The organism is Brevundimonas sp. NPDC046655 (assembly GCF_044901625.1).
Classification (GTDB): domain Bacteria; phylum Pseudomonadota; class Alphaproteobacteria; order Caulobacterales; family Caulobacteraceae; genus Brevundimonas.
Map to the genome: position 1 here is coordinate 154424 of NZ_JBJDPV010000004.1, position 24049 is coordinate 178472.

At 68.3% G+C, this 24049-nt stretch carries 21 protein-coding genes; 7 read left to right on the forward strand and 14 right to left on the reverse strand.

Going from position 1 to position 24049, the window contains the following annotated elements; all coding sequences use genetic code 11:
• Nucleotides 1-17: 17 nt before the first annotated feature.
• Both ACI2KI_RS12470 and ACI2KI_RS12475 read left to right on the forward strand, forming a co-directional pair.
• On the forward strand, nucleotides 18-284 hold the full coding sequence (locus tag ACI2KI_RS12470; RefSeq protein ID WP_313101490.1) for a DUF6356 family protein: 267 nt from the start codon (nucleotides 18-20) through the stop codon (nucleotides 282-284).
• Nucleotides 285-450: 166 nt separating this feature from the next.
• A complete protein-coding gene (locus tag ACI2KI_RS12475) occupies nucleotides 451-1644 on the forward strand; it encodes a CaiB/BaiF CoA transferase family protein (protein ID WP_404620496.1) in 1194 nt (397 codons plus the stop codon).
• A gap of 15 nt (nucleotides 1645-1659) precedes the next feature.
• On the opposite strand, the gene ACI2KI_RS12480 is transcribed toward ACI2KI_RS12475, so the two are convergent.
• The 8 genes from ACI2KI_RS12480 to ACI2KI_RS12515 all read right to left on the reverse strand — a co-directional run bounded on the left by ACI2KI_RS12480 (nucleotide 1660) and on the right by ACI2KI_RS12515 (nucleotide 13552).
• Nucleotides 1660-2067, reverse strand: a complete 408-nt coding sequence (locus tag ACI2KI_RS12480) for a hypothetical protein (protein WP_404620498.1) — start codon at nucleotides 2065-2067, stop codon at nucleotides 1660-1662.
• Between the two features lie 108 nt (nucleotides 2068-2175).
• Complete coding sequence (odhB, locus tag ACI2KI_RS12485) at nucleotides 2176-3660, reverse strand: 2-oxoglutarate dehydrogenase complex dihydrolipoyllysine-residue succinyltransferase (protein WP_404620500.1); 1485 nt, start codon at nucleotides 3658-3660, stop codon at nucleotides 2176-2178.
• A gap of 56 nt (nucleotides 3661-3716) precedes the next feature.
• Nucleotides 3717-6737 carry a 2-oxoglutarate dehydrogenase E1 component gene (locus tag ACI2KI_RS12490; RefSeq protein ID WP_404620502.1) on the reverse strand — a complete coding sequence of 1007 codons (3021 nt, stop codon included), beginning with the start codon at nucleotides 6735-6737 and terminating at the stop codon, nucleotides 3717-3719.
• 324 nt (nucleotides 6738-7061) lie between these two features.
• The gene (sucD, locus tag ACI2KI_RS12495) at nucleotides 7062-7964 is read right to left on the reverse strand and encodes a succinate--CoA ligase subunit alpha (protein WP_292085003.1); all 903 of its coding nucleotides are present in this window, start codon (nucleotides 7962-7964) and stop codon (nucleotides 7062-7064) included.
• Between the two features lie 6 nt (nucleotides 7965-7970).
• The gene (locus tag ACI2KI_RS12500) at nucleotides 7971-8372 is read right to left on the reverse strand and encodes a hypothetical protein (protein WP_404620504.1); all 402 of its coding nucleotides are present in this window, start codon (nucleotides 8370-8372) and stop codon (nucleotides 7971-7973) included.
• A gap of 140 nt (nucleotides 8373-8512) precedes the next feature.
• Complete coding sequence (gene sucC / locus ACI2KI_RS12505) at nucleotides 8513-9703, reverse strand: ADP-forming succinate--CoA ligase subunit beta (RefSeq protein WP_404620506.1); 1191 nt, start codon at nucleotides 9701-9703, stop codon at nucleotides 8513-8515.
• Between the two features lie 133 nt (nucleotides 9704-9836).
• On the reverse strand, nucleotides 9837-11204 hold the full coding sequence (locus ACI2KI_RS12510; protein WP_404620508.1) for a spinster family MFS transporter: 1368 nt from the start codon (nucleotides 11202-11204) through the stop codon (nucleotides 9837-9839).
• Nucleotides 11205-11344: 140 nt separating this feature from the next.
• Nucleotides 11345-13552 (reverse strand): TonB-dependent receptor, encoded by a 2208-nt coding sequence (locus ACI2KI_RS12515; RefSeq protein ID WP_404620510.1) that lies wholly within the window; start codon nucleotides 13550-13552, stop codon nucleotides 11345-11347.
• A gap of 177 nt (nucleotides 13553-13729) precedes the next feature.
• Here ACI2KI_RS12515 and ACI2KI_RS12520 point away from each other — a divergent pair, with 177 nt between their 5' ends.
• Entirely contained in the window at nucleotides 13730-14461 is a 732-nt protein-coding gene (locus tag ACI2KI_RS12520) for a TetR/AcrR family transcriptional regulator (RefSeq protein WP_404620512.1), read from the forward strand.
• Nucleotides 14461-15219 carry a LytTR family DNA-binding domain-containing protein gene (locus tag ACI2KI_RS12525; protein WP_404620514.1) on the forward strand — a complete coding sequence of 253 codons (759 nt, stop codon included), beginning with the start codon at nucleotides 14461-14463 and terminating at the stop codon, nucleotides 15217-15219. Before ACI2KI_RS12520 ends, ACI2KI_RS12525 begins: the two co-directional genes overlap by 1 nt.
• Nucleotides 15220-15262: 43 nt before the next feature.
• Here ACI2KI_RS12525 and ACI2KI_RS12530 read toward each other — a convergent pair whose 3' ends face one another.
• The 3 genes from ACI2KI_RS12530 to ACI2KI_RS12540 all read right to left on the reverse strand — a co-directional run bounded on the left by ACI2KI_RS12530 (nucleotide 15263) and on the right by ACI2KI_RS12540 (nucleotide 17602).
• The gene (locus ACI2KI_RS12530; protein WP_404620516.1) at nucleotides 15263-15619 is read right to left on the reverse strand and encodes a hypothetical protein; all 357 of its coding nucleotides are present in this window, start codon (nucleotides 15617-15619) and stop codon (nucleotides 15263-15265) included.
• A 78-nt stretch (nucleotides 15620-15697) separates the two neighbouring features.
• Nucleotides 15698-17161 (reverse strand): carotenoid oxygenase family protein, encoded by a 1464-nt coding sequence (locus tag ACI2KI_RS12535; protein WP_404620518.1) that lies wholly within the window; start codon nucleotides 17159-17161, stop codon nucleotides 15698-15700.
• Between the two features lie 24 nt (nucleotides 17162-17185).
• Complete coding sequence (locus tag ACI2KI_RS12540; RefSeq protein ID WP_404620520.1) at nucleotides 17186-17602, reverse strand: DUF2141 domain-containing protein; 417 nt, start codon at nucleotides 17600-17602, stop codon at nucleotides 17186-17188.
• Between the two features lie 221 nt (nucleotides 17603-17823).
• On the opposite strand from ACI2KI_RS12540, the gene rpe reads away from it, so the two are divergent.
• Both rpe and ACI2KI_RS12550 read left to right on the forward strand, forming a co-directional pair.
• Entirely contained in the window at nucleotides 17824-18507 is a 684-nt protein-coding gene (gene rpe / locus ACI2KI_RS12545; protein WP_404620522.1) for a ribulose-phosphate 3-epimerase, read from the forward strand.
• On the forward strand, nucleotides 18504-20318 hold the full coding sequence (locus tag ACI2KI_RS12550; RefSeq protein ID WP_404620524.1) for a heparinase II/III family protein: 1815 nt from the start codon (nucleotides 18504-18506) through the stop codon (nucleotides 20316-20318). The genes rpe and ACI2KI_RS12550 overlap by 4 nt, the downstream gene beginning before the upstream one ends.
• On the opposite strand, the gene ACI2KI_RS12555 is transcribed toward ACI2KI_RS12550, so the two are convergent.
• Nucleotides 20315-20602: a hypothetical protein gene (locus ACI2KI_RS12555; protein ID WP_404620863.1), complete on the reverse strand. Its 288-nt coding sequence runs from the start codon at nucleotides 20600-20602 to the stop codon at nucleotides 20315-20317. The genes ACI2KI_RS12550 and ACI2KI_RS12555 overlap by 4 nt on opposite strands.
• Before the next feature lie 247 nt (nucleotides 20603-20849).
• Here ACI2KI_RS12555 and purH point away from each other — a divergent pair, with 247 nt between their 5' ends.
• Nucleotides 20850-22454 carry a bifunctional phosphoribosylaminoimidazolecarboxamide formyltransferase/IMP cyclohydrolase gene (gene purH, locus ACI2KI_RS12560; protein ID WP_404620526.1) on the forward strand — a complete coding sequence of 535 codons (1605 nt, stop codon included), beginning with the start codon at nucleotides 20850-20852 and terminating at the stop codon, nucleotides 22452-22454.
• Between the two features lie 111 nt (nucleotides 22455-22565).
• On the opposite strand, the gene ACI2KI_RS12565 is transcribed toward purH, so the two are convergent.
• Entirely contained in the window at nucleotides 22566-23381 is an 816-nt protein-coding gene (locus tag ACI2KI_RS12565) for a siderophore-interacting protein (protein WP_404620528.1), read from the reverse strand.
• Entirely contained in the window at nucleotides 23378-24028 is a 651-nt protein-coding gene (locus tag ACI2KI_RS12570; protein WP_404620530.1) for a PadR family transcriptional regulator, read from the reverse strand. Before ACI2KI_RS12570 ends, ACI2KI_RS12565 begins: the two co-directional genes overlap by 4 nt.
• Between the last annotated feature and the right edge of the window lie 21 nt (nucleotides 24029-24049).

Sequence of the window (24049 nt, forward strand, 5' to 3'; positions counted from 1 at the left end):
CGCGTTAGGCTGGGATCATGTCGAGCACGTTTTCACGTCTGTTCCGCGATCACCCGCGTGAGGTCAGCGAGACCTATCTGGAGCATATGGCCGCCTCATCGCGTTTCGGCTTCAAGCTGATCCGCCTGGCCGCCTGCGCCTTCACTCATGCGGTCGTGCCGGGCGTACACAAGAGCACGGTGTCCGACGCCATTCGCGGCATGGCCCGCGACATGGGCGGCCGCGCCGAGGAAGCCCGCGAGTGCCGGATGCGCGACGCCGGGGTCTGGGACGTGGGGCTCTAGGACAGGAATTCTCCCTCCCCTGCATGGGGAGGGTGGCTGGCGCGCAGCGTCAGACGGGTGGGGGCGCTGGGCTGTTTCAAGCGCACCGCACGTTCGTCGCGCCCTCCCCACCCGGTCGCTCCGCGACCACCCTCCCCATGAAGGGGAGGGAGAGGTAAGAAACGTGATGACCCAAGCTCAAGGCCCCCTCGCTGGCGTTCGCGTCCTCGATCTGTCCCGCGTTCTGGCCGGCCCCTGGGCGACGCAGACCCTGGCCGACCTCGGCGCCGAGGTCATCAAGATCGAGCGCCCCGGCGAGGGCGACGACACCCGCCACTGGGGGCCGCCCTTCACCACCGCGACTGACGGATCAAAGGGCGACGCCGCCTATTTCCTGTGCGCCAACCGGGGCAAGAAGTCGGTCGAACTGGACATCGCCAGCCCAGAAGGCGCCGAGGCCGTGCGTCGACTGGCCGCGACCTGCGACGTGGTGGTCGAGAACTTCAAGACCGGCGGGCTGGCCAAGTACGGCCTCGACTACGCCGGTCTGTCGGCGGGCAATCCCAAGCTGGTCTATTGCTCCATCACCGGCTTCGGTCAGGACGGGCCGGACGCGCACCGGGCCGGCTACGACTACATGATCCAGGCCATGGGCGGGCTGATGTCGATCACCGGCCAGCCGGACGGGGCGCCCGGCGCCGAGCCGATGAAGGTGGGGGTGGCGGTCGTGGACCTGTTCACCGGCCTCTACGCCTCCAACGCCATCCTGGCCGCCCTGTGGCATGCGCGAGCGACCGGCGAGGGTCAGCACGTGGATGTCGCCCTGTTCGACGTCCAGGCGGCCATGCTGGCCAATCAGGCGACCAACTGGTTCGTCTCGGGGACCGCGCCGACGCGGATGGGCAACGCCCACCCCAACCTGGCCCCCTATCAGCCCTTCCCCTGTTCGGACGGCATGGTGGTCATCGCCGTCGGAAACGACGGCCAGTTCAGAGCCCTGGCCAAAGCCCTCGGCGTCGAGGCCATGGGCGCCGATCCGCGCTTCGCCACCAATGCGCTCAGGGTCCAGCACCGCGCCGAGCTGTCGCCCACCCTCTCGGCTCTGACGGCGGCTTTCACCATGAAGGGGCTGATGGCGGCGCTGGAGGCGGCCAGCGTGCCCTGCGGCCCGGTCAACACCATCGATCAGGTGTTCGAAGAGCCCCAGGCCCTCCATCGCGGTCTGACCGTCGAACAGTCGCGCCCCGACCTGGCCACGCCGATCCGCACCGTCGCCTCGCCCATCCGCCTGTCGAAGACCCCCGTCCGCTACGACGCCCCGCCGCCCAAGCTGGGGCAGGACACGGAGGCGGTTCTGGCTTCGATCACTCGAGGCGACTGACCCCGTGGCGGGAGCCTAGAAGGCCAGGACCTGCGACAGCCAGCCGATCCCGCACAGACCAAGGATCGTGATCGCCACATAGCGGACGACGGTTTTCATCGAACCGATCGCCCCATAGACCTCGTCTTCGCGAAGTTCGCCAATCATGCCCGGCGTCGCGTCCAGTCGCCATTCTTCGGACTCTGCGCCGCCGAGATCGCCGAACTCGCCGCGCCGGGCTCGCGCGATCAGATCCCGCGCCTGGACGATCTGAAAGTCGGGCGCGGTTACCCGGAGCCCGCCAAACGCCACCTGCAAATGCGCCATGTTGGTCGCGGCGTCCCGGTCAGGCACGCGGGCATCGACGCCATGACGCTTGAGCAGAGCCGCCGCCAGCTCGGCTTCGGGCAGGGTCGTGAAACGCGCCACTTCCAGCCGATCCATCCTGCCCTCCTGTCCTGACCGCGTAACGGTCAGGCTAACACAGATCGCTCAATTGAAAACAGCGGCTCCCGAAAGAGCCGCCGTCGTCAATTCTGGATCGCGCGGACCTTACAGGTCCAGCAGGGCGCGGGCCGGGTCTTCCAGCAGTTCCTTGATGCGGACCAGGAAGGTCACGGCTTCCTTGCCGTCGACGATGCGGTGATCGTAGCTGAGGGCCAGGTACATCATCGGACGGATCTTGACCTCGCCGTTGATGGCCATCGGACGCTGCACGATATTGTGCATGCCCAGGATGCCCGACTGCGGCGCGTTCAGGATCGGCGTCGACATCAGCGAACCATAGGTGCCGCCGTTGGTGATGGTGAAGGTGCCGCCCTGCATCTGATCCATGGTCAGGGCGCCGTCACGGGCGGCCTTGCCCAGTGCGCCGATGCCCTTTTCGATGCCCGCCAGCGACAGCGCATCGGCGTCGCGCAGGACCGGAACCACCAGACCCTTGTCGGTGCCGACGGCCACGCCGATGTCGTAGTGGTTCTTGTAGATGATGTCCGTGCCGTCGATCTCGGCGTTGACGGCCGGGATTTCCTTCAGAGCCTGAACCACGGCCTTGGTGAAGAAGGACATGAAGCCCAGCTTCACGCCGTGGCGCTTCTCGAAGACTTCCTTGTACTGGGCGCGCAGGGCCATGACGTTGGTCATGTCCACCTCGTTGAAGGTGGTCAGCTGGGCGGCCGTGTTCTGGGATTCCTTCAGGCGACGGGCGATGGTCTGACGCAGGCGCGTCATCTTCACCCGCTCTTCGCGCGGCTGGTCGGCGCGCGGGGCGACCGGAGCGGCGGCCTTGGGCGCAACCGGAGCGGCGGCGCCGATGGCGGCGATGGCGTCAGCCTTGGTGATGTTGCCCTTCGGACCCGTGGCCGACAGCGAGGCCGGGTTGATGTTGTTTTCCGACACGACGCGCTGGACGGCGGGCGACAGGTGGGCCGAGGCCGGGGCCTGGGCTGAGCCGGTGTTGGCCGGAGCAGCGGCGGCAGGCGCAGCCGCCGGGGCCGCAGCGGCGCCCGAGGCCGAGATGGAGCCGATGATCTGACCGGGGGTCACGGTCGCGCCGTTGTCAGCGGCGATGGTCAGGACGCCGGCGGCCGGGGCCGAGACTTCCACCGCGACCTTGTCGGTTTCGATTTCGACCAGAAGCTCGTCCTTGGCGACGGTGTCGCCCGACTTCTTCAGCCAGGTGCCGATCGAACCTTCGGCGACGCTCTCGCCCATGGTCGGGACGGCGATCTCGACCGAGGCGCCGCCCGAAGCGGCCGGAGCGGCGGCGGGCGCAGCAGCGGCGGCCGGAGCCGAGGCGGCGGCGCCTTCGCTCACCGAACCCAGGACCGTGCCGGGCACCACGGTGTCGCCCTCGGCGGCGTTGATGGCGGCCAGGACGCCGTCGGCCGGGGCCACGACTTCCAGCGAAACCTTGTCGGTTTCCAGCTCGACCAGGACTTCGTCCTTACGGACGGAGTCGCCGACCTTCTTGGTCCACTTGGCGATGGAGGCTTCGCTGACGGATTCACCGAGGGCGGGGGTGAGGATATCGGCCATGGTTCGGTCCAGTGTCTTTTCGTGTCTTGGCGTATCTATAGGTCAGGCGAGGCCGATCAGGCCATGGCCTCGGCGAGGAAGGTCTCGAGTTCCTTCAGGTGGCGGCTCATCAGGCCGGCCGCCGTGGAGGCGGAGGCCGGACGCCCGACGTAACGCGCGCGCTTGGCCTTGATATCCATCTTCTCGAGGGTCAGTTCGATCCACGGATCGACGAAGGTCCAGCCGCCCATGTTCTTGGGCTCTTCCTGACACCAGACCAGGTCGGCGTTGGGGAAGCGGGCCAGCTCGGTCGAGATCGACTTGATCGGCCACGGATAGAACTGTTCCAGGCGCAGGATGTAGATGTCGTTGACCCCGGCCTTCTCGCGCGCGTCCAGCAGGTCGTAATAGACCTTGCCCGAGCAGACGATGACCTTGCGGATGTCCTTGTCCGCCTTGAGCGAAACGCCGGCCACGTCCGGACGCAGCTGGGCGTCGTCGCGCAGAACGCGGTGGAAGGACGAGCCCTCCGCCATGTCGGCCAGGGTCGACACCGCCTTCTTGTGACGCAGCAGCGACTTGGGCGTCATCAGGATCAGCGGCTTGCGATAGTCCCGGTGCATCTGGCGACGCAGGATGTGGAAGTAGTTGGCCGGGGTCGTGCAGTTGGCGACCTGCATGTTGTTCTCGGCGCACTGCTGCAGGAAGCGCTCGAGGCGGGCCGAGGAGTGCTCGGGACCCTGGCCCTCATAGCCGTGCGGCAGCAGCATGGTCAGGCCGCTCATGCGCAGCCACTTGCGTTCGCCCGAGGAGATGAACTGGTCGATGACCACCTGGGCGCCGTTGACGAAGTCGCCGAACTGGCCTTCCCACAGGGTCAGGGTGTTCGGGTCGGCCAGCGAGTAGCCGTACTCGAAGCCCAGCACCGCCTCTTCCGACAGGGCCGAGTCGATGACCTCGAAGTGGGCCTGACCGTCGCGCAGGTGGTTCAGCGGGAAGTAGCGCTGCTCGGTCGTCTGGTCGGTGATGCCCGAGTGACGCTGCGAGAAGGTGCCGCGCACCGAGTCCTGACCCGACAGGCGGATGTTGTAGCCCTCGTCCAGCAGCGAGGCGAAGGCCAGGCTTTCGGCGGTGGCCCAGTCGATGTTCTGGCCTGTGTCGACAGCTTCACGACGACCGTCGATGACCCGCTTCAGCGTCTTGTGCACGTCGACGCTGTTGGGGATCTGGGTCAGGCGGTGGCCGTAGCCCTTGAGCTTGTCCGTGGAGACGGCCGTGTCGCCACGCTGGGCGGCGTCGTCGGTCTTCTCGGCGCCCAGGCCCTGCCACTGGCCGTCCAGCCAGTCGGCCTTGTCGGCCTTGAAGGTCTTGCCCGCTTCGAACTCGGCGTCGAGGAAGGCTTCGAAGCGCGCCAGCTCGGCGTCGACCTCGGCCTGGGTGATCACGCCCTCGGCCACCAGACGCTTGGAGTAGATCTCGCGCGTCGACGGCTGGTTCCTGATCTTGGCGTACATCAGCGGCTGAGTGAAGGTCGGGTCGTCGCCTTCGTTGTGGCCGAAGCGGCGGTAGCAGAACATGTCCACCACCACGTCCTTGTGGAACTTCTGACGGTATTCCGTCGCCACCTTGGCGGCGAAGACGACCGCTTCGGGATCATCGCCGTTGACGTGGAAGATCGGCGCCTGAACCATCAGGGCCACGTCCGACGGATAGGGCGACGAGCGCGAGTTGCGCGGCGCCGTGGTGAAGCCGATCTGGTTGTTGATGACGAAGTGCAGGGTGCCGCCGGTGCGGTAGCCCTTCAGCCCCATCAGGGCGAAGCATTCGGCCACCACGCCCTGACCGGCGAAGGCGGCGTCGCCGTGGATCAGCAGGGGGGCGACCTTGGAGCGGTCCAGCACCCATTCGGCGTCCGACTTGCCCTGGTTGACCTCGGCCTCGCGGATATCGAAGGCCTGCTTGGCGCGCGACTTGCCCAAGACGACCGGGTTGACGATTTCAAGGTGCGACGGGTTGGCCGTCAGCGACAGGTGGACCTTCTTGCCGTCGAACTCGCGGTCCGACGAGGCGCCCATGTGATACTTGACGTCGCCCGAGCCCTCGATGTCCGACGGCACCGACGAACCGCCCTGGAACTCGTGGAAGATGGTCTTGTAAGGCTTGCCCATGACGGCGGCGAGCACGTTCAGGCGGCCGCGGTGGGCCATGCCAAGAACGATCTCGTCCACGCCCAGGGCGCCGCCGCGCTTGATCACCTGCTCCAGGGCCGGGACCATGGCCTCGCCGCCGTCCAGGCCGAAGCGCTTGGTGCCGGGGAAGCGCTTGTGCAGGAAGCGCTCGAAGCCCTCGGCCTCGATCAGCTTGTTCAGGATGGCCAGCTTGCCTTCCTTGGTGAAGGCGTTCTGCTCGAACTTGTCGGCGCCTTCAAAGCGCTGCTGCAGCCAGGACTTCTCTTCCGGCTCGGCGATGTGCATGAACTGCACGCCGATGTTGCCGCAGTAGGTGCGCTTGAGGATGTCCAGCACCTGACGGATCGAACCCGTCTGCAGACCCAGGACGCCGTCCAGGAAGATCGGGCGGTCCATGTCGGCGGCGGTGAAGCCGTAGAATTCGGGGGTCAGCTCGGCGTTCTCGACCGGCTGCTCGATGCCCAGCGGGTCCAGCTTGGCCTGCAGGTGGCCGCGCACGCGGTAGCTGCGGATCAGCATCAGGGCGCGGATCGAGTCATGGGCGGCGGCGCGCACGTCGGCGGCGGTCAGCGCGCCCGAGGCGTCGGCAGCGGGAGCGGCGGGGCGCGGGCCGGGCTTGCCGGCGGCCTTGGGATCGACCTTGGGGGCGGGCCAGCGACCGTCGAAGACAGCGGTGTCCTCGGTCGGCTCGGCCGGACCCGAACGGCCCCACGAACCGGCGGCGGCCGACTGCTTCACCAGGTCGGCGTTGTCCTTCAACTGGTCGAAGAAGGCGCGCCATTCCCCCGGCACCGAGCCGGGGTCCGCAGCCCATTTTTCGTGCAGGTCCTCAATGAAGGCGGCGTTCGCGCCATAGAGGAAACTGGTCTCGGCAAAGACCTGGTTCAGCTGACCTGCATCGTCCGCCATTTTGCTCTCGTCGTCCTACATTCCAGCCGCGCGCGCACGCCTGCGCGGTGAGCGGCGCCGCTCATATAGGCCGTGTTTCCTTACTGGTCATGACCGAAGGGAGGCGATGCGGGTGGAAATTGGTCGAATCCGCAAGAAAAAACGCCCCCGGACGATTCCGAGGGCGTTTCAAAGGGTCGCAGGGCGCGAAATTTCGCCCCGGAACATCGTTCGGTCGCGCTCCCTACCCCAAAACCAAGGATCCCACGGTTGAGGGTGACACGGTCAACTCGCTCAAGCAGCGAGCGACCGCGTCGCGAGCGTTAGCGACCTTGCTGAAGGGCTTTAGCCCTTCAGCACTTCGAGCAAGGTGTGACCCAGGCGCGCCGGCGACGGCGAGACGCGGATGCCCGCGGCCTCCATGGCGGCGATCTTGGATTCCGCGTCGCCCTTGCCGCCCGAGACGATGGCGCCGGCGTGGCCCATGGTGCGGCCGGCCGGGGCCGTACGACCAGCGATAAAGCCGGCCATCGGCTTCTTGCGGCCCTTCTTGGCTTCGTCGATCAGGAACTGGGCGGCGTCTTCTTCGGCGCCGCCGCCGATTTCACCGATCATGATGATCGACTCGGTGGCGTCGTCGGCCAGGAACATTTCCAGGACGTCGATGAACTCGGTGCCCTTGACCGGGTCGCCGCCGATGCCGACGGCCGTGGTCTGGCCCAGGCCCGCGTTCGTGGTCTGGAACACGGCTTCATAGGTCAGGGTGCCCGAGCGCGAGACGACGCCGACCGAGCCCTTGGAGAAGATGCTGCCCGGCATGATGCCGATCTTGCACTGTTCCGGGGTCAGGATGCCCGGGCAGTTCGGGCCCAGCAGGCGCGACTTGGACTTCTCCAGGCGAGCCTTGACGCGCACCATGTCCAGCACCGGGATGCCCTCGGTGATGCAGGTGATGAAGGGGATCTCGGCCTCAATGGCTTCGATGATGGCGTCGGCGGCGCCTGCCGGCGGGACGTAGATGACCGAGGCGTCAGCGCCGGTGCGCTCCTTGGCTTCGGCGACCGAGGCGTAGATCGGCAGGGTTTCGCCGTGCGAGCCGGTCCAGTTGGTGCCGCCCTTGGTCGGGTGCACGCCGGCGACCATCTGGGTGCCGTGATAGGCCAGGGCCTGTTCGGTGTGGAAGCCGCCGGTCTTGCCGGTCAGGCCTTGCACGATGATCTTGGTGTTCTTGTCGACGAGAATGGACATGGCGCTCTATTCGTTGGTCGTGTTCAGGAGACGGATGCTGGCATCCGCAATGCGGTAAACGGTGATATTCAAAATGTCGGTGGCGGGACTGTAGGTCGAATGCAGCAACTCCTTGCCGCCTTTTGACCACTCACGCCCCTCGCCCTCGGCAGAGGAAGGTGCAAAGCCGTCTTCAGCGGCCAAGCTCTCGATCTCATGACGCCACTCAGCGCCCGGCCCCGTAATCAAGACGGAGCACGTGCGATGAGCAGGCTTGGCGATCTGCTTGCCGCCTCGAGTTTCCGACGCCGTGGCGTCAGACCCGGTCAGCATGATTTTTACGTTCCCCTTGGCGAAACCTGTTCCCCAGTCAGAAACCCCAGGCGGCGGGTTGAACCGCAGGGGCTCCCAACCGTCAGCTTGGGCCATGGCTTCGAACGCATCCCGTTCCATGGCGCCGGTAAAACAGGCTTGGCGCACAACGCTCGCCACAGTCACGGGAGCCGGGCGAGCCTCTGCGCACGCAGAGGTCGCCAGACCAGCCAGAAACAGGGCGAGCGCCGCTCGCATCAGCCGACCGCCGCGACGATCTTCTGGGCGGCGTCGTCGAGGTCGTCCGCAGCCGTGATGGCCAGGCCGGACTCGTTCAGGATCCTCTTGCCCAGGTCGACGTTGGTGCCTTCCAGGCGGACCACCAGCGGCACCTTCAGGCCCACTTCCTTGACGGCCGCGACCACGCCTTCGGCGATGACGTCGCACTTCATGATGCCGCCGAAGATGTTGACCAGGATGCCCTGGACGTTCGGGTCAGCAGTGATGATCTTGAAGGCCGCCGCGACCTTCTCCTTGCCGGCGCCGCCGCCGACGTCGCAGAAGTTGGCCGGCTCTTTGCCGTACAGCTTGATGATGTCCATGGTCGCCATGGCCAGACCGGCGCCGTTGACCATGCAGCCGATGTTGCCGTCCAGGGCGACGTAAGCCAGGTCCCACTCCGAGGCTTCGATTTCCTTGGCGTCTTCCTCGGTCTCGTCGCGCAGTTCCTTGATGTCGGGGTGACGGAACAGGGCGTTGCCGTCGAACGACACCTTGGCGTCCAGAACGCGCAGGCGGCCGTTTTCCATGACGATCAGCGGGTTCACTTCCAGCATGGCCATGTCCTTCTCGACGAAGGCCTTGTACAGGGCCGGGAACAGCGACTTGCCGTCTTCACGGGCGTCGCCTTCCAGCTTCAGCGCGTCCGACAGGGTGGCGCAGTCGGCTTCGGTCACGCCGGTCGTCGGGTCGATGACGACGGTGATGATCTTTTCCGGGGTGTCGTGGGCGACGGTTTCGATGTCCATGCCGCCTTCGGTCGAGACGACGAAGGAGACGCGGCCATAGGCGCGGTCGACCAGGATCGACAGGTAGAGTTCGCGCGAGATGTCGGCGCCGTCTTCGATGTACAGGCGGTTGACCTGCTTGCCGGCGTCCGTGGTCTGAGCGGTGACCAGGGTGTTGCCGAGCATTTCCTTGGCGTTCTTGACCACGTCCTCGATCGAGAAGGCCAGGCGCACGCCGCCCTTGGCGTCAGCCGGCAGTTCCTTGAACTTGCCCTTGCCGCGGCCGCCCGCGTGGATTTGCGACTTCACCACATAGAGCGGGCCAGGCAGTTGCTTGGCGGCGGCTTCGGCCTGGTCGGCCGAGGTGATGGCGACGCCTTCGGCGACCGGAGCGCCAAAGGCCTTGAGAACCTGCTTGGCCTGATACTCGTGAATGTTCATGTCTGATCCGCGCCGTTGGGAGGAGGGTTGTGGAAACTTTGGTCGCGCTTATAGGCGTCGCGCCTTCGCCTGCGCAACCGCCCCCCTCCTTATGGCCGTCAGAGCCTTTTCCTATGGCCCAAGCTGGGCTGGATCAGTCGACCCAGTCCTTCTTGAGGGTGCGCGAGGCGCCGAACAGCAGGGCCGAGGACAGCAGGTAGAAGCCCATCCCCGTATAGATGGCCCAGCGCAGGCTCTCCTCGCCGAAGGTCGGGCGCAGCAGATCCGACATCCAGCCGAAGTAGTAGATGCCGACGGCGATCCCCAGCAGGTTGTTGATCAGCAGGAAGAGGGCCGAGGCCGTGGTGCGCATGGCCGGGGTCCCCAGATGCTGCACCGCCGCCGTGATCGGTCCCAGCCAGGTCAGGTTCAGCCCCGTCGGGATCAGGAAGATCAGGAAGGCCAGGGTCAGCGCCGCCGCCCCGTTCGGATTGGCGCCCGGCATCACCGCCCCGACCAGGGCGCCGGAGTTCATCGCCAGCAGGAAGCAGGGCACCGAAATCAGGAAGGCGATCGCGGGCGTCAGCGGATAGGCGCCCTTGGACTTCTTGCCCAGGCGGTCGGCCATGACCCCGCCCAGCCAGATGCCGGCCACGCCGCCGACCATGACGATGGCCGAATAATACCAGGCGGTCTGCGACAGGGTCAGGCCGAAGCTGCGCATGAAGAAGCTGGGCAGCCAGGCGGCGACGCCGTAACCGCACACGGATGACGATGCGGCGCCGAAGGCCAGCAGCCAGAAGCTCGGCTTGGGCGCCAGGGTGCGCACCACCTCGCCGAACGGCGGGGCCTTCTGCACGACCGGCGCGGCAGCGGGCGCGACGGCGGCCGGGGCGTCCAGACCCCCGCGCTTGGGGTCCTTGACCGTCAGGCGCAGGATCGGCGCGACCAGGACGCCCAGAACGCCCACGACGATGAAGGCCGTACGCCAGCCATAGGTCGCCGCCAGCAGACCCCCGACCAGGGTGCCCGCGGCCATGCCGAGCGGAATGCCGAAGGCATAGGCGGCGAGCGCCCGCGCACGCTGCGACTTGGGGAAGTAGTCGGCGATCAGCGAATAGGCCGGAGCCACGCCGCCCGCCTCGCCGATGCCCACCCCCATCCGGCACAGGAACAGCTGGCCGAAGCTGCCCGCCACCCCGCACAGGGCGGTGAAACCCGACCAGATGGTCAGGGCGGCGGTCATGATCCACACCCGGCTGACCCGGTCCGCCAGCCAGGCGATCGGGATGGCCAGGGTCGAATAGAGCAGGGCGAAAGCCAGACCGCCCAGCAGGCCGAACTGGCTGTCGGACAGCCCGAACTCGGCCTTCAGCGGCGCCGCCAGGATGCCGATGATCTGCCGGTCCAGGAAGTTCAGCATGTAGATGAGGATCAGGATCCCCAGCACATAATAGCGATAGCCGGGGGAGACGGCCTTATCGCCGGCCTCCTCGGGCGCTGCAGCCTCGGACGTGGTCATGGCGTGCCCCCCTCGGGCTTGTTCTGTTTGAACGGACGGTAGCGGCGTCGTTCGAGGACGCCAAAAGAAAAAGGGCGGCGGCTCTAGTCGGAACCGCCGCCCGCGATCAGATGATCAGGCGCTCAGGAGAGAAGTCCCGATCAGAACTTGTACTGCAGCGAGGCCGTGACCGTGCGCGGCGGGCCGTAGTAGCCGATCAGCGAGTTGTTGTAGGCGGCGCCGGCGAAGTTGTAGCCGCCGACGCGATATTCCTCGTCCGTCAGGTTCTTGCCGTAGACGCCGACAGTCCAGGTGCGGCTCGGATCCGTCCAGACCACCGACAGGTCGACCAGGGCGAAGGCGTCCTGGTCCAGCACGGGGTTGGGGAACTCGAACTGGCTGTAGTCGTCGCGGTAGCTGACCGACGGGGTCACCGCCAGAGAACCGCCGGCCACGTCGCCGCGCCAGGTCAGGCCCAGATAGCCCGTCCACTTCGGCGCGTTCTGCAGCACCACCAGGCTCGAGATGTCCTCGTACTTCTGCGTCGTCAGATTGTAGCGCAGGAACTCCTCGAACTTGGAGTCGAGGTAGCCCACGGCGAAGTTGGCCGTCAGGCTGTCCGTCAGGATCAGAGCGCCCTCCACTTCGGCGCCGAAGAACTTGGACGAGCCGACGTTGTCGACGAAGCTGGCGATGCCGCCCACGGCCGGAACCTGGGTGGTGACCTGCTGGTCCTGATACTCGTTGTAGAAGATGGCCGAGGCGAAGCTCAGGCGGCGGTCGAAGGCCGAACCCTTCAGGCCGATTTCATAGGAGTCGACCGTTTCGGGCTGATAGCCGTTGACCGTGTTCGGCGTCAGGATGGCGTCGCCGCGCATGTCGAAGCCGCCCGACTTGAAGCCCTTCGAATAGGAGGCGTAGCCGGTCAGGCGGTCCGAGAAGTCATAGGACAGCGAGGCCTTGGGCGTGAACTGGTCGAAGGTGTTCGAGCGCGTGTAGTCGGTGCGCAGCAGGATGGGGTTGCGCGCCGTGCCGCCCAGCAGCGGGCTGCGGGTCGCGCCCAGATAGTTGGCGCGGAAGACGTGACCGGTCTTGTCGTCCATCGTGTAGCGGGCGCCCAGACCCAGGTGCAGACGGTCCGTCAGGTCCAGGTTCACATCGGTGAACAGGGCGATGCTGGTCGTCTCGACATAGCCGGCGGTGCCGATGACGATGCCGAAGTTCTGGGCGATGGTGTCGAAGGCTCCCGAGGCGGTGCCGTCCAGATAGAAGAGGCCGGCGACGCCCTGGATCCGGTCCGTGCTGAACAGGGCCTGGAATTCCTGGGTGAACTGGCGGTCGCCGTAGACGGCCGGCACGTCCAGCGTCGGCGCGGGCGTATTGTCGAAATCGATCAGGGTGTCGGTGTCGCCGGTGCGATAGGCGGTGATCGACTTGAACGACCAGACGTCGTTGAGATCGACCTGGGCGGTCAGCGACACGCCTTCGGTCGTCACCTTGTTCCGGTCGCCGAGGCCGGCGTAGGTGTCATAGACGCTGCCGGGGACGCCGGAGCCCGGGCCGACGCCGGCCAGTTCGCGGTGGCCGTGACGCGGGTTCGACTTGTCCTCGACCCGGTCGTAGGCCAGGCGGAAGAAGGCGTTGTCGTAGGGCTGGAATTCGACGCTGACGCGACCGGCCAGAACGTCCTTGTTGTAGTGCTCGGCGCCCGTGTTCAGGTTCTCGCCGTAGCCGTCGCGGTTGTAGCTGGCGATAGCGCCGCCGATGCGCAGCTTGTCGGTGACGGGCATCGAGCCCTGGGCCAGCAGGTCAACCTGGTTGTAGCTGCCGTAGGCGCCGCGCAGGGTCAGTTCCGGCGAATCCGGGTCCAGACGCGAGGTGACGTACTTGATGGCGCCGCCGACGGTGTTGCGCCCGTACAGCGAACCTTGCGGGCCGCGCAGCACCTCGATGCGCTGGATGTCGAAGATGTCCAGCACCGCGCCCTGGGGACGGGCCACATAGACGTCGTCCACATAGAGGCCGACGCCGGGCTCGAAGCCCCACAGCGGGTCCTGCTGGCCGATGCCGCGGATGAAGGAGATCAGGGTCGAGTTCGAGCCGCGCGCAACCTGAACCGTGGCGTTCGGGGTCTGCTGCTGCAGGGCGGTGATGTCGGTCGCGCCGGTTTCTTCCAGACGCTCGGCGCCCAGGGCCGAGACCGAGACCGGCACGTCCTTCAGGGTTTCCTCGCGACGGCGCGCGGTGACGACGACGTCGTCGATGCTGGAGACCTGGGTCTCGGTCGAGGCTTCCTGCGCCACGGCCGAGGCCGAGAGCGCGCCCCAGGCGGCGCCCGCCAGCAAGACGGTCTTCACGAGTCTGTTCATTTGGATCCCAATCCTGATTTCCAGCCCAATCGACGCTTTTATTCAGCGTTCAATGATTTTCACGGAAGGTGCCGATCTTTCACCGGTCTGTCAAACGGCCACGCTGAAGGCCGCCGCAAATCCGCCGCCCCTGTGGCGCCGTTGCACTCAGGGTCGAAGCACGACTAGCTTGCGCGCATGAAATCCGACGACGACCTCGCCCCGGCCCTTCCGCCCGTCACCGCCGCCCCGGCGCGACGCGGTCGCCCCAAGAAGACGAAGACCGCCGCGGCGGGCGAGACCCGCGACGCCATTCTGAACGCCGCCGAGGATCTGTTCTCCAAGCACGGCTTCTATGGCGTCACCATCCGCGAGGTGGCGCGCGAGGCGGGCGTGGATACGGCCCTGGTCCACTACTACTTCGGGGCCAAGAAAGAGCTGTTCGACGCCGTCTTCATCCGTCGCGCCGAGGTCTGGAACAACGAGCGGGTCGCCGCCGTCGACCGCTACGCCGAGGCCGCGGGCGAGGCCATGACCCTGGAGGGCCTGTTCGAAGCCTTCCTGCGACCGCCCTTCCAGTGGTCGCTCAAGGGCGGACCGGGGTGGAAACACTACGCCGCCCTGGTGGCCCAGACCAACGCCAACCCGGCCTTCGGCGGCGAGACCATGGCCCGCTATTTCGACCCGGCCATTCGCCGCCTGCTGGAACTGGTCAAGCGCATCCATCCCGAAGCGCGCGACGAGGACCTCTACTGGGCCTGGCACAACCTTTCGGGCGCCCTGACCCTGACGCTGGGCGAGACCGGGCGTCTGGACCGCCTGTCCGGCGGCCTGTGCAAGTCCGGCGACCTGGACAGCGCCTGCGACTACATGGTGCGCTTCGCCGCCGCCGGCTTCCGCGCCGTCTGCGGTTCGAAAACGAGCGCCTGATGCCCAGCCTGCTTGAGGGCAAGGCGCGCGACATCGCGCGCGGCCTGATCGTCGCCGTCGTCGCCGGCGCCTTCCTGGCCTTCAGCGGCGCGTTCGGCTCGGGCGGAACCCCGCTGGGCCAGCGCCTGGTCTACTGGATCGCCATGCTGGTGCTGGGCGGCCTGTGGGGTCACGCCTGCGGCGCCCTGGTCACGCGTTTCATCGATCCAGACGCCCGGCCGTGGATGACGGCGGCGATCCTCACGGCGGTAATCACCGGTCCCTTGACCCTGGGCGTCTGGGCCGCGACGGGCCTGTTCTTCTATCAGCGCCTGCTGCCGATCGGGGTGTTGGTCAACTTCCTGCCGGCGGTGCTGCTGATCACCGCCGTGCTCAGCGTCCTCAACGTCTTTCTGGGCCGTGAGCGCCCGGTCGAGACCCACGCCTCGGCCCCCGGCGCCGCGCCCGCCCGCTTTCTCGAGCGCCTGCCGCCAAAACTGCGCGGCGCCCGCCTGATCGCGGTTCAGGCCGAGGACCACTACCTGCGCCTGCACACGGATCGGGGGTCTGACCTGATCCTGATGCGCCTGTCCGACGCCCTCACCGAACTGGAAGGTCTGGAAGGCGCCCAGACCCACCGCAGCTGGTGGGTGGCCAAGGACGCCGTCGCCTCCGTCGCCCGCGGCGACGGCCGCGCCGCCCTGACCCTGGACGGCGGCGCCGTCGCTCCGGTCAGCCGTCGCTACGCCAAGGCCCTGCGCGAGGCGGGGTGGTGGTGATTGCACCCCGAGGTCTGCCGTGGGAGGTTGGCGGGCCCAATGGTCAGCCAGAAACCAAGCGATAAGTGGCGTGACTTTCGATCCATTCACCCTGACGCCGATCTTTCCAGACCTTCGGCTCGGGAGTGACATCGCACAGTTCGACGTGTACGGTCTCGGTCGGCTCCCATTTCGCATCGACATACCGAAGCTGAAGCACGACCGTCGAACCAGACAGGCTTTTGCCACTGATTGGTTCGTCGAGCTGGACCACGACGGCACGCGATCCATTCTGACCGGGTATGAACTGGCTCACCGTGCCAAGAACCGATGTCCGACCGGACAGCCAAGCGGGATCGGGTTCATAGCCGCCACCAAGCCGCACACGGTCCCCTATAGTCAGGCTATCTTGGGTCGACATCGAGCGAATTTGGATTGCTGTGTTCCCGTCCGCAATAGGTCGTGAACCGAAGTTCCCCCGCAAAGCCGCCCTCGCCCCTCACACCCAGTTCCCATGAAACGCCGCCGGCAGGGCCACGTCGGCGCGCCAGGTGGCGACGGGGCCGTCCTCGACGTGCATCAGATCCAGGACGTGCAGTTCGCTGACCCCCGCCTTCAGGTTGATGGTCGGCCCGACCAGCCAGGCCTCGGCCTCGTGCACGCCGCCGGGCTTGGGCACATAGACCATCTCGTCGGTCACATGGCCGGGGCCGAAGTCGAACGATCGCGTGCGGCCCGAGCGCCAGTCGGTGACGGCCACGGCCGAGGCCAGGGGCCGGTCGGCGCGCTCGCCCGTGGTGTGCAGGCTGAAACGACGCGCCAGACCGGCGCGACGCGGGTCACTCCGCGGGAACTCCCCCACCACCCCGGTCCGCTCCAGCCGCCCGCGCCCGTTCGGCTCCAGCACCACCATGGCCAGTTCGGCGGGGTCATGACCGAGGGGCACGCCGTTCAGCACCTCATGGGCGCCGCGCGCGGCGAAATCCATGTCCTTGTGGGCCCACAGATCGAGGCGGATCGTGCCGTCCGCCTCCTCCCAGGCGTCACCCGCGTGGAAGAAGCCGAAGGGCGGCAGCTCATAGATCCGCCGCTGCGTCAGGTCGGCCTTGTCGATCACCAGAATCTGCGTCCCGGCCTGCGGCGTCCACTCGAAGGCGGCCGAAACGGGCATGACGTTGCGCGAATGGACCCAGGGCTGCAGGACGATGACCAGATGCCTGGCCGTGGCGCTGAAGTCGTGGATATAGCTGGCGCGCGGCAGGGCGATGAGCTCGGCCGCCTCCAGGGCGCCGCTCGCCGCCAGTCGCCAGACCATGGCCTGGCGTCCGCTCACGCCCAGGTTCCAGATACGCCCGTCCGGCTCGATGCGCGGGTGGGCCAGGAAGGGCATGTTCTTCAGGTCGGGACGCAGGGCGACAAAGCCCTCGGTTTCAAGCGTCTCCGGGTCCATGGCCAGGGGCGAGCCCGCCTCCCACAGGGCCCACAGCTTGCCGCCGACCTTGTGCACCGAGGTGTTGGCCGGGCTGGCGTCGTCAGCCGAGCCGATCCGGGCGCGCGGATCGGCCACCGTGCCGAAGCCCGGCATCAGCATGGCCCCGACCTCGGCCTCCTGACGGCGCTTGGGCGTGTCGGCGAAGCGGGCGGCCAAGGTCGCCTGCCCGTCCTGCACCCGCCAGCGGCGGATCAGGCCGTCGCCGTCGAACCAGTGCTGTGACGAGCCGCCGGGCCGCCGGAACTTGGCCGGACCGTTGCGATAGAGGCTGCCCGACAGGCCGGCGGGCGCCCGGCCGTGCACCAGACGCAGGGCGCGCGGCGCCACGTCGCTCTCGACGTCGGCGGTGGCCAGCGACCAGTCGGCGGTCGCGCTCATCGCCTGCGCGGCATAGGCCCGGTCGGGGGTCAGGACGCGGGCGGCCGCGAGCGCGGCGGCGCCCATGAACAGGGTGCGACGGGTCGGGGTCATGGCGGTCTCTCCGAACATCAAGACTTAGCGGATGCGGATGGTCTGGGCCGTGACGCCGGAGACCTCGAAGCGGGCGCGGTCCCACTTGGCCGGACCCATGTTGCCGACAGCATTGTTGGAGAAGGCGAAGGGTTCGCTGGGCATGCCGAACGGATTGACGTCCATCTTGCCGTTGCCGTTGACGTCGTGGACGGCCTTCATGCCGTAGGTCCCGGCGGGCAGGTCGAACACGGCCTCGCGTTGGCCCGCCGCCACATCGACCTGGGCCACGCGCGCCGGCTGTCCGCCCTCATAGGCGGCCTCGCTGTCGTAGAGGGCGACCAGAACCGCGCCGGTCTCCGCGCCCGTCTCGAAGGTCAGGGTCAGACGATTGTCGGCGTTCTGCGCCAGGGCGGGAGATGCAAGAGCCAGAACGGCGGCGACGGCGAGGGAGCGGATCATGGCGGATGTCCTTGAGGGCATGGCGAAGAAGTCGCCCCCTTCCTCCCCCGCCCCGCCGCACCCCGCCAGCGGCCTTGCGTCCCTGACCGCTTCGCCTTCGCCAACAACCACCGCCGACCGTTCGCGAAGCGCCAATGAACACCCGTCGCCGTCGCGTGTCCCATCCCTGCGTCAGCGGCCCGGCTTGCCCCCCGCGCCTCATGGCCGTAAGTCGCAGAACCATGACCCAGACCGCCGCCGCAAGCGCCCCGCTGATCTGCCCCTCCATCCTCGCCAGCGACTTCGCCAGGCTGGGCGAAGAGGTCCGCGCGCTGGAGGCCGCGGGCGCCGACTGGATCCATGTCGATGTGATGGACGGCCACTTTGTGCCCAACCTGACCATCGGCCCGGATGTGGTGAAGGCCCTGCGTCCCCACACCCGCCTGCCGTTCGACGTCCACCTGATGGTGGCCCCCGTCGACAACTGGCTGGAGGCCTATCGCGCTGCCGGCGCCGACATCATGAGCGTCCACCCCGAAAGCGGTCCTCACGTCCACCGGACGCTCGGCCATATCCGCCAGCTGGGCGCCAAGGCCGGTCTGGTCTTCAACCCGGCCACGCCGCTGAGCGTGCTGGAAGAGGCCGTCGACCTGGTCGACCTGGTGCTGATCATGTCGGTGAACCCCGGCTTCGGCGGTCAGAAATTCATCGAGTCCTCGCTGAAGAAGATCGAGCGCGCCCGCGCCATTCTCGAGCGCGCCGGATCCAGGGCCCATCTGCAGGTCGACGGCGGCGTGGTCGCCGCCAACGCCGGGGCCTGCCTCTCCGCCGGGGCCGACGCCCTGGTCGCGGGCTCCTTCGTCTTCAAGGGCGGGCCGGACGCCTACGCCGCCAACATCCAGGCCCTGAAAGCCGCCGCCGCGTGAGCCCCCTCGGCCCCTTCGCCCCGCGCGAAACAGAAGGCGGCCTGACCGAGGGCCACATCCCCGGCCTCAAGGGCGCGCCGGTCCGCACCCCGGTGCGCGCCGCCGGGGGGCCCAAGGCCGACCCCGCCCTGTGGGCCGCCGTCGCCGGACAACTGGCCGCGCGCCAGCTGTGGATCGAGCTCTACGGTCTGCCCGGCTACACCTGGACCCTGAAGGGCGCCCGCGCCGACGGTTTCGCAGTCAGCCCGCGCGACTTCCGCCCCCTGCGCGAAGAGGCCCCGCGCCCCCTGCTGTCGGGCCGCTTCACCCTGGCCGGGCTCAGCCTCGACGCCGAGGGGCCCGCCGACCTGTGGAACCGCCCCACCCCCAGCCGCGCCTTCGCCGTCGAACTGCACGCCTTCGTCTGGATGCCCGAGATGATGGCCCACGGCGATCGCGGCGCGCGCGAGGCCCTGGCCCTGACCCTGGCCTGGGACGACCTGTTCAACCGCTGGTCGCCCTTCTCCTGGGATCCCGACATTCTGGCGCGGCGCACCTACCATCTGGCCTGCGCCGGGCGGCGTCTGGCCGGGGTGGCGACCGAGCCTGAGCGTCTGCGTCTGACCGACATTCTGGCGCGTCAGGCGCGTCAGTTGCTCCGCCCTCCCGGCGGCCTGATGGGCCGGGCCGAGCGCCTGACCGCCGCCGCCGTAGCCGGCTGCGCCCTGGCCGGCAAGGCCGGCGCCGGCATCCGTCGCACCGCCCTGAAGCGCCTGCCCGCCGCGCTGGAGGCCGCCGTCGCCGCCGACGGCCATCACGCCGCCCGCGCCCCGGAAATGGGTCTGGAGCTGCTGCTTGACCTTCTGACCTTGGACGACGCCCTGGCCCAGTTGTCCGAGCCGACGCCTGAGCCGGTCGCCGCCGCCATCTCGCGCCTGACGACCAGCCTTCGCGTCCTGGCCCTGCCCGACGGTCGCCTGGCCGCCTTCCAGGGCGGCGGGCCTTCGACGCCCGAGCGTGTCGCCGCCGCCCGCGCCCATGACGACACGCCCGCTCCGCCCGCCAGCGGCGCCGTCGGCGGTCTGGTGCGCGTCTCCAGCCCCCTGCTGACCGTCATGGTCGATGTCGAGGCCCCGGCGCGCGGCGCCTGGTCGGCCGCCGCCTGCGGTCAACCGGCCGCGCTGGAAGTCGTCTGCGGTCGCGACCGCCTGTTCACCTCGGCGGGATGGACCCCGCGCGCGCTCGACCGTCAGGCCCTGCGCCTGACGCCGGGCGCCTCGACCCTGACGCTGGGCGAACAGCCTCTGGGCGAGCCCCTGTCAGGCTGGAAGGCCGAACTGCTCGGCCCGCGCCTGATCGGCCCGGCCCTGCACGTCACCCGCGACCACCGCGAAGGCGACGGCGCCGTCTGGCTCGAGGTCGAGCACGACGGCTGGATGGCTCAGTACGGCCTGATGCATCAGCGCCGCCTCTATCTGGATCAGCGCCTTGACGAACTGCGCGCCGAGGAGCGGCTGCATCCGCCGGAAGGCCGCCCCGAAGTGACCCGCGCCATCGCCGCCCCCTACGCCCTGCGCTTCCAGCTGGAGCCGGGCGTTCAGGCCTCCTTGGCCCGCGACCGCCGCTCCATCCTGCTGCGCGGCCATTCGGGACGCGGCTGGTGGTTCCGCAGCGACGGCCCCGACGTCGCCATCGAACCCGCCGTCCACGTCGACGAGGGCCTGACGCGGCGCTCTCTGCAGATCGTCGTCCGCGGCTCCGCCCGCACCGACGCCGACACCAAGATCCGCTGGAAGCTGAGCCCGGCGGGCGCGGCGGGCGATCCGCACTAGATTTCGTCGAGTCCCTTCAGGAATGCCTCGACATCTCCCCCTCCGTCATCCTCGGGCTTGACCCGAGGATCGGGCCCCAGTCCGAACAGGCTGGTATAGAGATCCTGCCACGCCGGGTTGGTTTTCTCGACCAGCTCCAGCTTCCATGTGCGGTTCCAGCGCTTCAGCGCCTTCTCGCGCCGGATCGCCTCGGCGACGAAGCTGTGCGTCTCGTACCAGACCAGGGTCTTGCAGCCGTAGCGTTGAGCGAAGCCTTCGACCCTGTCCTCGCGATGCTGGCGGATGCGTTCGTAATGTTCGACGTCATGCCGACGTAGAGGACGCCGAGCGGACGGCTGGCCAGGATGTAGGTCGCAATGAAGGGGCGGCGCTCGTTCATGGAACGTCGAGTGATGGACAACGCGATCCTCGGGTCAAGCCCGAGGATGACGGAAGGGTTGGGCCTTGAGTCGGGGCAAGGGCTGACGCCGCGCCTCGATGGTGCTAGAGGCCGCGCCATCTCCCCGCCCCAGCTGTTAACGGACGCCGCCCATGCCCGCCGCTCCCGACTTTCCGCCCGCCCCGGACGCGATCAAACCTGTCCGCGCCCTGATTTCATTGTCGGACAAGGCGGGGCTGGAAGACGCGGCGCGCACCCTCGCCGGCCTCGGCGTCGAGCTGGTCTCGACCGGCGGCACCAAGGCGGCGATCGCCGGCTTCGGCCTGCCGGTCAAGGACGTGGCCGATCTGACCGGCTTCCCGGAAATGATGGACGGCCGGGTCAAGACCCTGCACCCCGTCGTCCACGGCGGCCTGCTGGGCGTGCGTAACGCCCCGACCCACGCCGCCGCCATGACCGAGCACAATATCGGCGCCATCGATATCGTCTGGATCGACCTCTATCCGTTCGAGAAGACGGTCGAGGGCGGCGGCGGCTTTGAAGCGGCCATCGAGAACATCGACATCGGCGGCCCGGCCATGATCCGCTCGGGCTCCAAGAACCACGGCCACGTCGCCGTCGCCGTCGACGGCGAGAGCATCGGCCTGATCGTCGAGGCCCTGAAGGCCGAGGGTTCGACCACGCTGGCCCTGCGCAAGCAACTGGCCGCCCGCGCCTTCGCCCGCACCGCCGCCTATGACGCCGCCGTTTCCGGCTGGTTCGCCGCTCAGCTGAACGACGCCGCCCCGGCCCGCAAGTCGATCGCCGGCTCCCTGGCCCAGACCCTGCGCTACGGCGAGAACCCGCATCAGACCGGCGCCTTCTACCGCACCGGCGAGAAGCGTCCGGGCGTGGCCTATGCCGAACAGGTCCAGGGCAAGGAGCTGGGCTACAACAACATCGCCGACGCCGACGCCGCCTATGAGCTGGTGGCCGAGTTCGAGGCCCCGGCCTGCGTCATCGTCAAGCACGCCAACCCCTGCGGCGTGGCCGTGGGCCACACCCTGGCGGAAGCCTATGCCCGCGCGCTGGAATGCGATGCGGTCTCCGCTTTTGGGGGAGTCATCGCCGTCAACCGCCCGCTGAACGGCGAGGACGCCCGCGCCATCACCGGCATCTTCACCGAGGTGGTCATCGCCCCCGGCGCCGACGACGAGGCCAAGGCCGTCTTCGCCGCCAAGAAGAACCTGCGCCTGCTGATCACCGACGGCCTGCCCGACCCGCACGGCGCGGGCGAGGTCTTCCGCTCGGTGGCCGGCGGCTTCCTGGTCCAGTCGCGCGACCGCAGCCTGATCAAGCCCGAAGACCTGAAGATCGTCACCCGTCGTCAGCCGACGCCGACCGAGATCCAGGACATGCTGTTCGCCTTCACCGTGGCCAAGCACGTCAAGTCCAACGCCATCGTCTACGCCAAGGACGGCCAGACGGCGGGCATCGGCGCCGGCCAGATGAACCGTCGCGACAGCGCCCGCATCGCCGCCATCCGCGCCAAGGAAGCCGGCGAGGCCAAGGGTCTGGCCCATTCGCTGGCCGAGGGTTCGGCCTGCGCCTCCGAAGCCTTCTTCCCCTTCGCCGACGGCCTGCTGGAAGCTGTCGCCGCCGGCGCCACGGCGGTGATCCAGCCGGGCGGTTCGATCCGCGACGAGGAAGTCATCGCCGCCGCCGACGAACGCGGCATCGCCGTGGCCTTTACCGGCGTGCGCGTCTTCCGGCACTAGGTTGGAAGGGCGCTAAAGCGAGCCGCGCGGCGGCTCCTACATGAGCGCAAGAAGAAGGGCGCTGCCGGTCGTCGGCAGCGCCCTTTTCTTTGGCCAAGGCCCGGTCGGGCCTCAGTCCTCGATCACTTCATGCGACCCCGCACGGCCCAGACGCCAGTAACCGGCCACCTTCATCCACTTCGGATTGAACGGCCGAGCGGCCAGCAGGGCCGAACGCATCGACCGCGCCACCGTGGACTCGCAGGCGACCCAGACATAGGCGTCGGCCGGATCGATGCGCCGCGCCGCCGCGACCGCCGCCGCCGTCAGGGCGTCGGCCCGACCCCGCGGCCCGCCCTTGCGATGCACCCAGACGATCTCAACGTCGGCGGCGCTGGGCAGATCCAGCTCGCCCGCCGCGTCGTTGACCTCGATGCAGGCGACGGCCCTGGCCCCGGCGGGCAGTTCCTCCAGCCGCCGGGCGATGGCGGGTATGGCCGCCTCGTCACCGACCAGCAGGTGCTGCGAAAAACTGGTCGGGATCAGGAAGGAGCCGCGCGGCCCGCCCAGACCCAGTTCGTCACCGACCCGGGCGTCCTCGGCCCAGGCCGTGGCCGGGCCGCCGTGACCGACCGCGAAGTCGATGGTCAACCGCCGGCTCGCGGCGTCAAAGGCGCGCGGGGTGTAGTCGCGCGCTGTCGGCCTGGGCTCAGCGAAGACCGGACCGTCCGGACCGACAGTCGGCAGGACCACAGCCTGTCCACGCAGCGTCGGAAAGATCTTCACATGGTCGTCGAAGCCGGGACTGAAGAAGCCCTCCAGTTCCTCGCCGGTCAGGACGATGCGCTTCAGCACCGGCGTCAGTTGCTCGACCGCCTCGACGCGGGCGCGGCGGAACTTCAGCTCGTGTCGCACCCGGCGCGGCTGGCGCAGAAGGGCCTCGCTCATGCCTGACGCACCTTTTCGGCGGCGGCCTCCAGCAGGTCGGCGATGGCCTCGACCTCGGCCTCGCTCAGCGGCGGCTCCTGGGTCAGGCGCAGATGCGTGGCGGTGCGCAGGGCCTCGATGGCCTGGGCGATGCGGGCGGGCCGATCGGGGCGTCCGCGCAGGGCCTTCATCTTCATGTCGATGTGGGCCAGGGCCTCGGCGTTCTCGTCCAGCAGGCGACGGCCTTCGTCGGTGATGGCATAGCGCTTCTTGCCGCCCTCGGCGGCGACGCTGACCGCCCCCATGTCTTCGAGCAGCGACAGGCTGGGATAGATGACGCCGGGGCTGGGGGCGTAGGTCCCGCCCATGCGGCTTTCGATGCCCTTGATCAGCTCATAGCCGTGGCTCGGCTTGTCGGCGATCATCGACAGCAGCACCCAGCGCAGGGCGCCGTGCTCGAACATGCGCCCGCCGCCGCGTCGCCCGTGGCGCTCGCCGCGCATCCGGCCTTCGCCGTCCGCCCTCGGGCCGCGCCCGCCCTCCGGCCGCATGTGACGGCCGTGGCCGCCCCGTCCAAAGCCGTGGCCGAAGCCGAAGCCGCCGTGGGCGCCGTGACGGCCGCGCCCGAAGCCTTGGCCCGTATTTTCGATCCCCTTGGATCCTCTCATATCGCTCTCTCGTCTTTCACT